The organism is Altericroceibacterium spongiae, assembly GCF_003610805.1.
Classification (GTDB): domain Bacteria; phylum Pseudomonadota; class Alphaproteobacteria; order Sphingomonadales; family Sphingomonadaceae; genus Altericroceibacterium; species Altericroceibacterium spongiae.
In genome coordinates, this window is record NZ_RAPF01000001.1 from 270603 (window position 1) to 283686 (window position 13084).

Annotated in this window: 12 protein-coding genes; 1 reads left to right on the forward strand and 11 read right to left on the reverse strand. The window is 57.4% G+C overall.

What is annotated here, in order from left to right; genetic code table 11:
- Positions 1–29: 29 nt before the first annotated feature.
- Entirely contained in the window at positions 30–917 is an 888-nt protein-coding gene (locus D6851_RS01225; RefSeq protein WP_120323051.1) for a M48 family metalloprotease, read from the reverse strand.
- Positions 918–1035: 118 nt separating this feature from the next.
- On the opposite strand from D6851_RS01225, the gene D6851_RS01230 reads away from it, so the two are divergent.
- A complete protein-coding gene (locus D6851_RS01230) occupies positions 1036–1317 on the forward strand; it encodes a hypothetical protein (protein ID WP_120323472.1) in 282 nt (93 codons plus the stop codon).
- Positions 1318–1451: 134 nt separating this feature from the next.
- Here D6851_RS01230 and D6851_RS01235 read toward each other — a convergent pair whose 3' ends face one another.
- The 10 genes from D6851_RS01235 to D6851_RS01280 form a co-directional block, all read right to left on the reverse strand.
- Positions 1452–2960, reverse strand: coding sequence for a Ppx/GppA family phosphatase (locus D6851_RS01235; RefSeq protein ID WP_120323052.1), 1509 nt, complete (start codon positions 2958–2960; stop codon positions 1452–1454).
- Positions 2957–5104 carry an RNA degradosome polyphosphate kinase gene (locus D6851_RS01240; RefSeq protein WP_183029939.1) on the reverse strand — a complete coding sequence of 716 codons (2148 nt, stop codon included), beginning with the start codon at positions 5102–5104 and terminating at the stop codon, positions 2957–2959. Before D6851_RS01240 ends, D6851_RS01235 begins: the two co-directional genes overlap by 4 nt.
- A gap of 123 nt (positions 5105–5227) precedes the next feature.
- Positions 5228–6220 (reverse strand): P-type DNA transfer ATPase VirB11, encoded by a 993-nt coding sequence (virB11, locus tag D6851_RS01245; protein ID WP_420797083.1) that lies wholly within the window; start codon positions 6218–6220, stop codon positions 5228–5230.
- Positions 6221–6290: 70 nt separating this feature from the next.
- On the reverse strand, positions 6291–7406 hold the full coding sequence (locus D6851_RS01250) for a TrbI/VirB10 family protein (RefSeq protein ID WP_238473879.1): 1116 nt from the start codon (positions 7404–7406) through the stop codon (positions 6291–6293).
- On the reverse strand, positions 7406–8179 hold the full coding sequence (locus D6851_RS01255) for a TrbG/VirB9 family P-type conjugative transfer protein (protein ID WP_120323475.1): 774 nt from the start codon (positions 8177–8179) through the stop codon (positions 7406–7408). The genes D6851_RS01250 and D6851_RS01255 overlap by 1 nt, the downstream gene beginning before the upstream one ends.
- A 14-nt stretch (positions 8180–8193) precedes the next feature.
- The gene (locus D6851_RS01260) at positions 8194–9369 is read right to left on the reverse strand and encodes a TrbL/VirB6 family protein (protein WP_120323054.1); all 1176 of its coding nucleotides are present in this window, start codon (positions 9367–9369) and stop codon (positions 8194–8196) included.
- Positions 9366–11789 (reverse strand): VirB4 family type IV secretion/conjugal transfer ATPase, encoded by a 2424-nt coding sequence (locus D6851_RS01265; RefSeq protein WP_120323055.1) that lies wholly within the window; start codon positions 11787–11789, stop codon positions 9366–9368. Before D6851_RS01265 ends, D6851_RS01260 begins: the two co-directional genes overlap by 4 nt.
- Positions 11790–11811: 22 nt before the next feature.
- Positions 11812–12096, reverse strand: a complete 285-nt coding sequence (locus D6851_RS01270) for a VirB3 family type IV secretion system protein (RefSeq protein ID WP_120323056.1) — start codon at positions 12094–12096, stop codon at positions 11812–11814.
- A 12-nt stretch (positions 12097–12108) separates the two neighbouring features.
- Positions 12109–12426 carry a TrbC/VirB2 family protein gene (locus D6851_RS01275; protein ID WP_120323057.1) on the reverse strand — a complete coding sequence of 106 codons (318 nt, stop codon included), beginning with the start codon at positions 12424–12426 and terminating at the stop codon, positions 12109–12111.
- The gene (locus tag D6851_RS01280; protein WP_420797071.1) at positions 12426–13037 is read right to left on the reverse strand and encodes a lytic transglycosylase domain-containing protein; all 612 of its coding nucleotides are present in this window, start codon (positions 13035–13037) and stop codon (positions 12426–12428) included. Before D6851_RS01280 ends, D6851_RS01275 begins: the two co-directional genes overlap by 1 nt.
- Positions 13038–13084 lie beyond the last annotated feature (47 nt).

Consider the following 13084-nt stretch of genomic DNA (forward strand, 5'->3'; position numbering starts at 1 on the left):
GCGGCAATTTTTGCTGAATGAGGAAGTGTTCAGCACGTATCCTTTTGTGTGAATTCTTTCAGCATACGCAGGCGGCTTTTTGCGGAGCGGTGATCCCAGCTGCGGAACATGCCCAGCCAGTCCTGCTCGTCGAAGCGCCGCCAGTAATCCAGCGCCAGATTCACGTCATAACCGGCGCATAGCGCGAGATGCGCCCCGAGCTTGTCCGCAGCATCCTCCTTTTTCTTGCCGCGAATGCGTTTGCGATCCAGTTCATCGCCGAGAATAATGTGGGACAGCTCGTGCCCGGCGATCAGTGCCACTTCATCGTCGTTACGAGTAAACTGCATGAAGCCGGTGGACAGAGCAACGCCATTGGCATCGCTATAGGCGTCGATACCGTCTTTTATCTTGAGGAAAATGCGTGCCGAGCAGGTCTTTTTCGGTTGAACCCGAATATTTATCGGCTGGCCGTTTCTTAAAACCCCGAAACTGGCCGGCCTGTCGACCGGTAATTGGTCGATCATGGCAACGAATCGGTCTGCGATGAGCGAATCTTTTTCTATTTCGGGAAAAATTTTTTCGATGCGAACGCCATTTATCGATTGAATCTGGTCATTTACATGAAAGTCGGCATTGGCCGCCGGGCTATCAGGAGCAATGGCGATGATCTGGAGAGAGTTGCCTAATCCGGTTGTCTTCCGGACCAGCGCGCGATCGTCTTCGGAATAGGCCGCAATATGGTCGATAGCCCAGCCGAAACCGGCGGATTGAGCCGGACAATCATCTTTTGCGACTTGCCCGAGGCGCCACTCGACTTCGTTAATCCGTGCCAGTTGCTGTTGCAAAACGACAGGCCATGCTGGCGGTGCGGACTGGGCCTGAGCCGGTGAAAGGGCGAGTATAAGGCTCGCCAGAAGGCAATATTTCCAAACCATGATTCAACGCCTTAACATTTATTAGTCCTTACCTTGCACCTTTCGCTGCACTGCGATATATATTCCAATACGCAGAGTGCGCCGAATTTGGCACACTCTATTAATGGAAGGAGCCAATATGTTCAGGAACTTTCTGATTGGGGCGGCGGCCCTCGGTCTCGTGGCAGCTCCGGTTGCTGCGCAGGCCGGTACTCGTGCATCTGCATCCGTTCCGGTTGCAAATGCAGCTACCCAGTCGGCGGTAACGTCGTTTGGCGCTCGCAGCAGCACGTCCGTTAAGAAGGACGAAAAAGTTGTGGGTGCTCCGATTCTTTTCGCGGTTCTCGGTGTTGCAGCTGTGGCTGCTACCGTGGCTGTCGTTGATGATGACGACGATGACGATATTTCGGCTGGTACCTGAGTATTAGACGCAAATTAAGGGAAGGCCGGTCAGTGCTAAGGCATTGGCCGGCCTTTTCTTTGGCTGGTCGAAATGATGAAAGGCCTGCTTTATAACGCAGGCCTTTCGTTGTGATGCTTTAAAGTGGAGTTCATTCAGCGCGGTTCGGGCTGGCCAATGCGGATATCGGCGTCGACTTCCAGCCAGTTTGCCAGCCCTTTGAGATCCTTGCGTACAGAATCGCCGGCAAGATCGGCATGGCTTTCTTCGAACCAAAGGCGAAGGCAATCCTCTTCCAGCCGCAGGGCGCTGCCCAGCATGGAGGAACGCGTACCGCCTCCCATACGTCGGCAGAGCCTGACGGCGAGCCCCCAGGCAATAGCGGCGGAAAGCGATTCCTTATCGCTGATTGAAGTGATTTCTTCCGGGATTTCCGTCTGACCGCAGGATGCCAGCAGTGCCGCCGCAAGCTGGGCGCGATCAGCGACAGTGAGGCCGATCCAGCGCTTATGGAGCGCCCAGTCCAGCGCATAACGCTGACGCAGATTAGGCTCGATCCGGGAAAGGGCGAGACCAAACATGGTGCTGGCGAGCCTCAGCCGTTCTGTATTATGGTTCGTATTACGGGCAATATCGGTGCTCCAGCCGGCCAGCATTGCGGCCCGGGTGATGGTACCCCCGCGCGAGGCGGTGAAATGCGTAACACCGGCAAGCAGAGGGTCCTGTGCCTTCGCTTCGGGACTGAGCTGTTCATACAGTAAACCTTCGCGCAGACCCCAGGCGGAGAAGACTACGGCATCGGGTCTGAGTTCGCTCAGCATGATACGGAGCATGGCCGCAGCATCGGGAAGGGAGGCAGCGCGGGAAGATGAAACGCCTTCAATCGCGGCGAGATCCTCCGGCTCCGACCGGGCGACTTTCTTGGCGATCTTATCGATCTCTTCAGTGCTCAGAATAAAGCCATGCGGATCGATAATCGGCGAACCGAGCCGCCGCAGCGCATAATTGGCAAGAGCGCGCCAGGTGCCGCCCACCATATAAAGAGGGCCCGGATGGGCCGCAGCCCAGCCTGCACTTTCGAATGCTTTGTGTATGGCGGTCTTGAAACTGTCCATGCCGTCTTTGCGCAGGCCTGGCAGACGCAATGTGCCGAGCGGAAGGCTGCATCCATGATGCGTTTCGTCATTCTCGATAGCGATCAGTTCGAGACTACCGCCGCCCAGATCGGCCACAACACCTTGTGCACCGGGAAAGGCGGAGATGACACCCGCAGCTGAGCTGCGTGCCTCTTCCTCTCCTTGCAACAGACGAGGAGAAAGGCCGATGGCACGAACCCGGTCGAGAAATTCAGGGCCATTTTCAGCATCACGAGCGGCCGCGGTAGCGACCGTTTGCACGTCCTTGATCCCGAGATCTTCAAGCAGAATGTGGTAACGGCGTAAGGCTGAAAGGGCGTTTTCTGCCGCTTTTTCCGGAATGAGACCGGTTTCTGCGAGATCGCGCCCAAGGCGGGCAGATACTTTTTCGTTCATCCAGGTAATGGGAGAACGCAGCGGCCCTCCATACACCACCATCCGGACGGTGTTGGAGCCGATATCGATCACCGCGCGATCGGGAAGTTCTTCACGAACCTGATGCGAGCGGCTGAAGGATTTACGTGTCATATAGCGCCCTTGCGCAACCTCAATTTGGGGACCGCCCCTGCAGACAGGGCTGCGCCCCTTCCTGACAGTGACGGATTGTTCATGAAATAATCGTGGCAGTTGAAGCCGTCACCTTCACTGTGCAGCCGTGAATAGCTGCCATCTTCGAGAAGCTGCCAGCTTTGCTCTGTATCGAGCAGATTGGCGAGAAGGACCTGTTCAAGCACCTGATCATGAACCGTTGCGTTACGGATCGGCACGAGGGTTTCAACCCTGCGATTAAGATTTCTCGACATGGCATCGGCCGATGAGATGTAAACACGTGCCCGGCCACTCGGGAGCGAATAGCCATTCGCAAACGCCCATATTCGGCTATGCTCCAGAAAACGCCCGATAATCGATTTGACCTGGATATTCTCGGAAAGGCCCGGAATACCCGGGCGCAGGCAGCAAATACCACGCACGATGAGCGTAATTTCTACCCCTGCGGCGCTTGCCGCATAGAAACGGTCGATCACCCCCTTTTCGGTTAGCGAATTGAATTTGGCCCAGATGGCAGCCGGTCGTCCGGCCTGCGCATTTTCAATTTCATGATCGATCAGCTCGTAAAGCTTTTCGCGCAGATCGATGGGAGAGATTGCGAGGGCTTCGGTTTTATGTGGTTCGACATAGCCCGTCACGAAATTGAACAGCTTGGCGGCATCGCGGCCAAGCTTGGGATCGGCAGTGAAGAAGCTGAGATCGGTGTAAATTTTGGCAGTTACCGGGTGATAATTACCGGTCCCGAAATGGCAGTAAGTACGATAGCCGTTCTTTTCCTGCCGAACGACCATGGAGACCTTGGCGTGGGTCTTCCAGTCCACGAAGCCGTAAATGACCTGAACGCCTGCACGTTCGAGCTGCGATGCCCAGTGGAGATTTTGCTCTTCGTCGAACCGTGCCTTCAACTCTACAACTGCAGTCACCGACTTGCCGGCTTCAGCAGCGGCAATCAGTGCGGCGATGACCGGGGATTGATGGCCAGCGCGATAGAGTGTCTGCTTGATGGAGACGACTGCCGGATCTTCCGCCGCCTGGCGCAGAAAGTCCACTACGACTTCGAAGCTCTCATAAGGGTGGTGGATGATGATGTCTTTTTCACGGATCGCAGCGAAACAATCACCATCATGTTCCATTACACGTTCGGGATAGCGTGGGCTGTAGGGTTCGAATTTCAGATCCGGGCGATCTTCATCCACTACGGCTGCCAGACGCGCTACTCCGAGCATGCCTTCGACTTTCGTGACAAAGGCGTCTTCCAGGCCGAGCTGTTCGCGCAGTAGCTTTTCTGCATCTGGATCGAAATTGTGATCCACTTCCAGCATGATAACGCTGCCCCGGCGACGACGCTGAATGGCGCTGCGGAAATAGCGCACCAGATCTTCGGCTTCTTCCTCCACTTCGATATCGCTGTCGCGCAGAACGCGGAACACCCCGTCACCCTCCACGCGAAATCCGGGAAAAAGCAGATCGGCAAAACGGCAGATCACGCTCTCGATCGGAATATATGTCGCGTCTTCGCCCGGCGTGCGAATAAAGCGCGGGATGGCATTCGGAATCAGTACCATCTCGACCAGCTGGCTTTCATCCTCCAGCCGGGTGAGATTGAAGAGAATGCCCATTCCCATATTGGCGACAAAAGGGAAGGGATGGGCAGGGTCGATTGCCTGTGGCGTGACCACGGGTACGATATGATCGATAAAATAGCGCCGCAGCCATTGCAGATTTTCAGCGTTGATGCGCTTTTCATCGGCAATGTGCACGCCCTGATCGGCCAGCAATTTCCACAAGGAAACCAGCGTTTCCTGCTGAGTATTTTCCAATTCTCGCACCTTGGTACGAATGGCTGCGAGTTGCTGCGACGGGGTACGCCCGTCAATGGAAGTCTGCTCGATCCCTCGCCGTGCCTGCCCGGCGAGCCCGGCCACGCGGATCATCATGAATTCGTCGAGATTGCTGCCCGAGATAGACAGAAACCGAAGACGTTCCAGCAACGGATAATTGGTGTTACCGGCTTCGGCGAGGACCCGTTCATTGAAGGAAAGCCAGCTCAGTTCACGATTGAAATATTTGTCCTGAGGCGTGAGCGTATCGTCGGGAAGCGTGTGGGGTGCCGGTGAAGTCATTGCATCCATCGATTGATCGAGTTGGCTCGTCTCTGGCTAAGGGTTACTACAGTTTTTTGACGTTCACTATAGAATGGTGCGTTTTTGCGCCGTTTTCTATCGGCTGAACGGGAGGCGGGTTTTTCAGAGCAGGTCGCTGCTGCGGGCAATCGCGCTGATGCCTCTCCTGCCCTCGCTCCGGCCTAGCTGAACGATTACGTCAATCACCGAGCTGGCATAGGAAATCGTGTCCTCACGTGTCAGGCCTATGCCGGTTTGCATGACCATGAGAGCGAGTTGTTCGAGTGCACCGCGCAGGCTGTTGGCGTGAATGGTGGAAAAACTGCCGGGATGGCCCGTATTGATGGCGCGTAAGAAACTGACACTTTCGGCACCGCGCAACTCGCCCAACACAATGCGATCGGGGCGCAAGCGTAAAGCGGCCTGCAGCAACTCATTGGGTGTCACTTTGGCTTCACCCAGTTCGCCTTTAACTGCAACCAGTCCCACGCCGTTGGCACCGGGTAGCCGCAATTCGGGTGTGTCTTCGACCAGAACGACGCGTTCTTCGCGCGGGATTTCTCCCAGCATCGCATTGAGGAAAGTGGTTTTGCCGGTAGACGTACCGCCGGAAATCAGGATCGTCTTGCGTGCAGCAATCGCCGCACGAAGAAAAGCGACAGGCTCTGCCACCGGATCGGGCATTTCCGGCTCCGCCGTGGGCGTCAGCGGACCGGTATCGTAAGCATCGAGCGGCAGGTCGAGCCGGCGATGGCGCCGGATCGCGACAGCCCAGTGCTTTCGCGTTGCAGGCGGACCGCAAAACTGGATACGAGCACCATCGGGAAGCGTCGCTCCGAGCAGAGGATGTTCACGATTGATCCCCTGATGGCTGACACGCGCAACCTGTTCGGCAAGGCGCTGGACCAGCCGATCGTCAATATCGGAGTCCTCAATCCGCTGCATACCGGGATGCGCTGCATCTTCGATCCAGATTTCCCCCGGTCTGTTGATCAGAATTTCCGTCACCGTGTCGCGATCAAGCCATTGCCGGAAAGGAGCGAGATAAGCGTCGAGATAGACACTCTGGCCGGTAATAGCGGGCTGTTCGGCAAGCGGCTGTGCGTCATCCGACACAGTATTCGGCGCTGCGCCGTCTTCCATGCGCATCGTGGCGAGATTGTGCAATTCTGCGGTCACAGAAATATCACAGACGTGGCGCACGTGAAAAATCGAGATCACGCGCGGTGAAAACCCGGATCGGTTCGCCCTGACGGACCCTTACGGTCGGGCCGATCTGGCTATCTTGTGCAACCGCCGCGGCTGCGGCACTCTGGCCGCCGCCGCCCAGCACCACAGCTGCATTGCCAGTGGCGAGATTGGACAGACCGCCGATCACGGAAAGGAGCATAGCGGAACCGAAGCGCTTGAAGAAATGGCTGTCCACCTTGCCCGGTAGTCCAGCCGTACCGTCGAAACCGGTAGCGGGTGAAGCGAGTTGAACCGACACGCCATCGGGGCGTATCAGACGTGTCCAGATGACATAGGCCCGTTTCTGGCCGTTTTGCAGGCCGGACTGATATTGCCCGATCAGACGTGAACTGCGCGGCACCAGCAGGCGGCTGCCATCATAGCTACGTACATCCTGGCTCACCACAGCCCGAACGTAACCGGGAACATCGGTGTTGATGGCAGTTTCCAGTATTGCCGGAATGAGCGTGCCTTGCGTAACGGTTGTGGCCGGATCGACATCGGCCCGCGCCTGTGCCGGGCCGCCGCCCACACCGCCTATACGGCTGGCAAAATCGAGCGCGGAATTGCCGCTCGCTTCCGCGGCCGTTGCGTTACCGGATGCCGGAGCGGGCAAGTTACTGGCATCGAAAACTACGGTGGGCGTACTATAGGGATTGGCGGCCTGATTGGTCGCTTCCTGGGGCGGCTGTGCCAGAACGGGCGATGGTGCCGGATCGGTCTTCTTCAGTGGTGCGGGGGCGGCTGTTTTTTCTTTGGGCGGCTGCTGAACCGGTGCCGGGGCGGGAACGGTAGCTGCCTTCTGGGGCGCAGCCTGTGCCGCGGAGCTGCTCTTCGGGTCTTCCATACGTGCGGCATTGAGGCCCCAGAGCGTTGCTGCGCCGAGCAGTGCGACAAACCCGATTCCGGCCGCGAGGCCCAGCGCATCCGAACCGCCTTTACGTGCACCGACCTGCGGATAAGCTGTTCGGCTGGCGAGATCGATTACTTCTGCGGGCGTATCTTCCCGTGGATCACTGTCGACCTTTCTGGCTGCATTGCCCTTTTCAGGCAGTCGCATGGCAAGGCGCATTACTGGATCTCCTCAGCGCGGGCAAAAGAGCGTGTAGTGTCCCGGCCGGATTCGCGGACGGGGCCGTTATTTATAAGCGTTGCTGTGTTGGGGCCGGAGCGCAAAATAATTTCGCGCGGTACGCCATCGACCACGATGACATCACCACGAACGGCAAAATTGACCGGGCCTTCCGTACCTTCATGGTCTTTGACCAGAATGGCCGGAACCGGACGCCCGACAGGCCATGTCAGGAAGGTTGAATCTCCATCATCATAGGCTTCGACCGGCAACAGCTTTTCATCGCCCGAGCCTGCCCATTTGCGATTGATGTCCTGCGGATCGATCACGGCATAGGGATCGGTCGCAGCGGCCATTTCCACGGGGCTGGCTTTCTCCGAGGGTATGGGAGGCCCCTTTGGCGCAGGCTCGACTTCTTTGGGATAGGAAAAAGCCAGGACATAGACGGGCGTTCCTTTACCTGCTGCGTCCAGATCGAAAAAATAGGTATGCTGGTCTGTAACGACCGTCATATTGGTCATCGCATTGGCTTCGATCGGCTTTACGAAGAGCAGATTGGCGCGCTTGTTCGGAGTAACCTGCCAGGCATTGGAATCGCCGATGGCTACGTTCTCAATATGCTCGTCTTCATTGAATTTGATTGTGGCCTGTACATTGAGATGACCCTGAATCCGGACGACTTCGTCGGGATTATAGAGATGATCGATGAGGCGGGGATCGGCTGCTGCCGGGCTGGCGAACGAAAGGGCGAGAGCGCCACAGACGGTGCTCATCAATAATCCGCGTTTCATTTCAACTTCTCCGAAAAGCGGGCCGGGCTTGCGCGAAAGCGGCTGCCGACGCCTTTGGCGCGGGACAAAGGGATGGAAGAGGTGGCTGGAGCAGATCCGTTCTGGCCTGCAGAGCCACCTGTGATGATTCTTGTGGTACGCTGCGTATCCGACTGCGTCGGACCACTGTCATTCGCGGCGAATGCGGCCATCGTGGCAGGTACGCGTATCTGGCGATTGTCACGCATCGGTGAGGCACGCTGTGCCGAAGCTGTTACGGCTACGGAACCGGATGGTCCGGTCTCTGCCGTTGTTTCACGACCATGTCCGGCAATGCCGAAAACGTTCCAGCCACCGACCATGGTACCGGCCGTTTTCATGACCAGCGCCATCAGTGCCAGATGCACCGCCCCGATCATGAAGAAGGCCATTGCTGCGCGTGGGTCGATCTGCCCCGGCACAGCAGCAAGGGCGGAAAGGACCGGCACCGATAATTCGAGCATCAGAGAACCGGACAGAACCGCGAAAAGCGGTGTCAGAGCCAGCAGAACCACAGCCTTCAGCCAACCGGCAAACAATCCGCGCGTTGCTGGGAACAGCGCCAGCACAACGAAAACCGGGCCAAGCGCCAGCAGAACAGCAAGCGCGATTTTTACCGTGACCAGAACGCCTACCGTGCCGAGCAAAAGCAGTGTGCCCCCCAGCCACAGCAATCCTTCGGGTGAAAAGGTCGATGCGGCATTTTCTCCGGCTTTTCCTGCACCACCCGTGGCCTCGATCAGCGCTCCGAAAACAACGTCGACTTTGGCTGCAAAAATATCGGTAGCGGAGCCTTTGGTGCCCATCAGAATGCCGGCAATTTCATTGGGAGCGCCGGTCGCCAGATTCCAGACCACGCCCTGATAGGCGATCCAGCTGGTCGCGAAAGTTAACACAAGGCCGATTGTGATCATACGGGGCGTGAGGCTGGAAATGCCAATCCGGCTGCGTCCGGTAATGAGAGAAAATGCAAAAAAGGCTATGTAAAGTGTGAGCAGAATAGTCAGCGCGGGCATCAGCGCGCCATGCGTACCGAAAAGCCGCCCGAAAGCGGCGCTGGTCATGTCATTGGTTATGCAATCGACTGTATGGAGCGAAGCGGCCACTCCGCCCCCGACGTTCTCCATGGCAGTCTGGCAAGTGGCATCGCTCATTCTGCGGCCTCCCAAATGCCATAGCCATCTTCATCTTCAGGGTCGCCTGGCCATGCACGACCTGTCAGAGCAGGGAACCAATTGGCGGGATCATCGCCGACTGCTCCGCGGATCGTATCGAGGCGGCGTACAGCGCTTTCCCGACCCGAAAGAATGGTCAGCACCTCGGGGGCACCCGAAAGATCGAGCCGGGCCACTACGCTGGCATCGGGCTGTCTCACAAGGAAGCAGCGGCTATGAGCGGGCAATGATCTTATGAGTGCCAGCTCGTGTTCGGTCAGACCGAAACCGTCGCAATAATCTTCGGGCCGTGCCCGCGAATTGGGCATGAATATCATGGTGGCGGTCTGTTCCACCAGTGCGGTCGATATTCGGCTTTCGAGCGCATCGCGTGCGCTCTGTGTAGCGAAACCGACTAGCGCATTACGTTTCCGCAGCGTTTTCAGCCAGTCGCGAATACGCGCAGCAAACACTTCATCATCCAGCGCTTTCCAGCCTTCATCGATCAGGATCATAGTCGGCTGACCATCCAGACGCTCGTCGATACGATGGAAAAGATACATCATGACCGACGTGCGCAAGCGCGGATTTTCGAGCAGTGCTGTCATGTCGAAACCGAGAACACGCTCGCTCAGATCGAGTTGATCGCTGGCATTGTCGAACAGCCAGCCATGCTCGCCATTGTCGATCCATGCCCCGAGCCGGTCTGCCAGATCGCCCGGTTGCGGACGGCGGGCACCGGAAAGCAGCTCACGGAAATGGCGCAGACGGCGCAGTGAGGCATCATTGGCATACGCTGCGTCGACAGCGGTTGAAATCATGGCCAGCTCTTCTGGCCCTTTCGCTTTCAGTAAAACACCGAGCCAGTCGCGAAGGAAAGCACGATTGGAAGGAGTGTCGGGCAAGGCCAGCGGATTGAAGCCGGACGGTTCGCCAGAATGAATTCTGTCATAGCGTCCGCCAATTCCACGAATAAACAGTTCGGCTCCCCGGTCCTTGTCGAACAAAATAGTTCGTGGACTGAATTTCTGCGCCTGTGCCGCGAGAAAATTCATGACCACGGTCTTGCCCGAACCTGAAGGGCCGATCACGGTAAAATTACCAAGATCGCCATTGTGGAAATTGAAGAAGAAAGGCGTTGAGCTGGTGGTTTGCAGCAGCGTGACGGCATCGCCCCAGTGATTGCCTTCGGCCTGACCCAGAGCAAAGCCATGCAATGAGGAGAAGCTGGCCATATTCGCGGAGGAAATCATCGCCCGGCGAACGAGATAGGTTTCATTTCCGGGGAATTGTCCCCAGAAAGCTGGCTCCAGATTAGTATCTTCACGCACAGCGATAGCGCCTGCATCGGCCAGAGCAGCGGCACAGGCCGCGCTTGCATCGTCCAGCTTGGCGAGATCGCTTTCCCGGACCTGAACCGTCAGATGATGATCGCCGAATGACACTGCCCCATTACCGAGCTCATCGCGCGCTGCGAGCATATCGGCCCGTTCGGATTGCGCTTCCTCATCTGCTGAACGCAGACGGCGCAATGAAAGATCGATTTTCTCGCGCGCAGTCTGGCGCTCCTGTGGTGCGAAGCTCTCTGTCACTGTCATTTCGAAAGGCAGGCGCAGCAGCGGATCGATCAGACCGGGCGATGTCGCCTCGGGATAATCCTTAAGGCTGAGAAGCGTAGCGAAATCGCTGCCGCTCGCACCTCGCAGTTCCATTGCGTCGAGGCCGAAACTGGCCCGCCGATAAGGCAGCATATGCCCGATATCAGCATCGTCCATTGGCCGCCGGACAGGCCGCATCTCGCCATTATAAAGCGCGCTGAGCAATTCCAGCAGTTCATTATTCGTTTGACCGCTCGGCCCGTTATAATCACCCAGCATTCGCGCACCGTAATCGCCGAGTGAAGCCGCGAAAGATTGCGCTGCAGCGCGCAATGCGCGCAGATCCCTGGGATCGGCTCCCACTTCATCCTTACCCCGGCGTTGCCACATCTTTCCGAGTTTTTCGGCAAAGCCGGCCTTTCCGCGGGCCGGGCGACGAATCAGCGTGACGAACTGGTCATTGATGAAGAGCGACCCATTGGCGAGCTTTTCGCGCCAGCGGCGGTCGATGTGAGCCGAAAGCGGATCATCAAATTGCGCATCCAGCTCAACTTCCACACGGCGGCGGATCACATGGTGATAGAGTACGAACCGCGCATCGAGACTGGAACGCAGCATGACTTCGCGCGTGGCGGCATGGGCATTAAGCGCGTCGGTATCTTCGGTTTCGAACAGCAGGCCGGGCACTTGCAGGGCGGTCATCAAAGAACCGTCACGTAACTGTATCGTCTGATCGTCAACCAGCCGGGTATATGGCAGACGATCGCCTGCCTGAGCTTCTTTGGCTGCCCAGCTCGCGGCTCCAAGCCATTTTTTGGACATTGTCGGCCCCCTTCTGCCGCGCTTAGACGGCGTAGCTATTGCAGCCCCAGCGCTTCCAGTTCTTTACGCGTGGGCATTTGCTGACCTTGGTAATCCACAAGTCGAATATGCGCGGTTCACGCAGGCAGGCAAAATAGCCGACTGCGTGAATGCCAAGTGCCACCGGCAGTGCGAGGAAGCTGCCTGTGATCAGGAACAACTCTGTGGTGACCGCAGCGTTGATGATGAAATAATTGTAAGTCACGCCCGCAAACATCTGCGGTCGTGTCAGACTGCGATGAACCCGATGACGGATGAGGTGTGACACCGCTCCTGATCCTCAGCCGACCGCAGCGGCGGATTGAATGCCTGTCACGATGGAGGCGGCGCCGAAAAGCACAAAACAACCGATGATGACAGTGGCGCCGAAACGCCAGTTCATCCGGCCGGTGAGCATCATGAAGCCCACAGCGGCAACTGCCATCACCGCAACCGCCGTGGCGACATTGCCGAGCAAAGTACCTTGAATCCAGCCAAGTGCTGCAACGATCGGGCCCGAGCCCTGTGGGTCGCCGACATTTTGAGCGAAGGCTACTGAAGGAAAAAGAAGGGCTGCAAGCGCCAAGAGGCCGCGGGCAGGGCGGGAAAATGCACGCATCAATTGCTACTCCGGGAATGGTCGGCAAGTCGGCCCATGACCGATGCGACATAGATTTTTGTCTCGCGAATTTCGGGAATGCCGTCGGCGTCGAGCACACGGCGCGGTCCGGCATTATAAGCGGCAAGAGCTTTTTCGATATTGCCGTCAAAGCGGTCAATCTGTTCGCGCAGATAGCGTGCACCGCCTTCGAGATTGGCAAAGGGATCGCGTGGATCGACACCCAGTTCGCGCGCTGTATCGGGCATGAGTTGTGTCAGGCCGCGAGCACCAGCGGAAGATATGGCATCCTTGCGCCAACGGCTTTCCTGCCAGACCAGTGCCTCGATCAGCGCTGGGCTGAGGTCGAAACGAGCGGACAGCTCCGCTACTTTGGCCGAATAGGCTGGTGGAATAGCTGCCGAATGGCGGCTGGTATCCGCAATCGCATTATCAGGCAGATCGAATTGAGCCCCATCGGCAGGACTGTCCTGTATGAATGCTTTGGCTCTGGGGCCGGAAATCCATGTTGGGCCTTGTGCATCTATCTCCAGCACGTCGGCATAAGCTGGCCGAGCGAGCAGACCCGCAGCCAGTATGATAGCCGATATTGTCCAGTTTGATAGAATCACCTTGCCCTCCGTCACCTCGCTTTGCGTGACGTGGATGACAAGCTCAT

What these genes read in the sequence shown, in the direction of transcription:
- D6851_RS01225 (WP_120323051.1), bottom strand. Translation starts at nt 917, where the DNA reads ATGGTTTGGAAATATTGCCTTCTGGCGAGCCTTATACTCGCCCTTTCA.
- D6851_RS01230 (WP_120323472.1), top strand. Translation starts at nt 1,036, where the DNA reads ATGTTCAGGAACTTTCTGATTGGGGCGGCGGCCCTCGGTCTCGTGGCA.
- D6851_RS01235 (WP_120323052.1), bottom strand. Translation starts at nt 2,960, where the DNA reads ATGACACGTAAATCCTTCAGCCGCTCGCATCAGGTTCGTGAAGAACTT.
- D6851_RS01240 (WP_183029939.1), bottom strand. Translation starts at nt 5,104, where the DNA reads ATGACTTCACCGGCACCCCACACGCTTCCCGACGATACGCTCACGCCT.
- D6851_RS01250 (WP_238473879.1), bottom strand. Translation starts at nt 7,406, where the DNA reads ATGCGCCTTGCCATGCGACTGCCTGAAAAGGGCAATGCAGCCAGAAAG.
- D6851_RS01255 (WP_120323475.1), bottom strand. Translation starts at nt 8,179, where the DNA reads ATGAGCACCGTCTGTGGCGCTCTCGCCCTTTCGTTCGCCAGCCCGGCA.
- D6851_RS01260 (WP_120323054.1), bottom strand. Translation starts at nt 9,369, where the DNA reads ATGAGCGATGCCACTTGCCAGACTGCCATGGAGAACGTCGGGGGCGGA.
- D6851_RS01265 (WP_120323055.1), bottom strand. Translation starts at nt 11,789, where the DNA reads ATGTCCAAAAAATGGCTTGGAGCCGCGAGCTGGGCAGCCAAAGAAGCT.
- D6851_RS01275 (WP_120323057.1), bottom strand. Translation starts at nt 12,426, where the DNA reads ATGCGTGCATTTTCCCGCCCTGCCCGCGGCCTCTTGGCGCTTGCAGCC.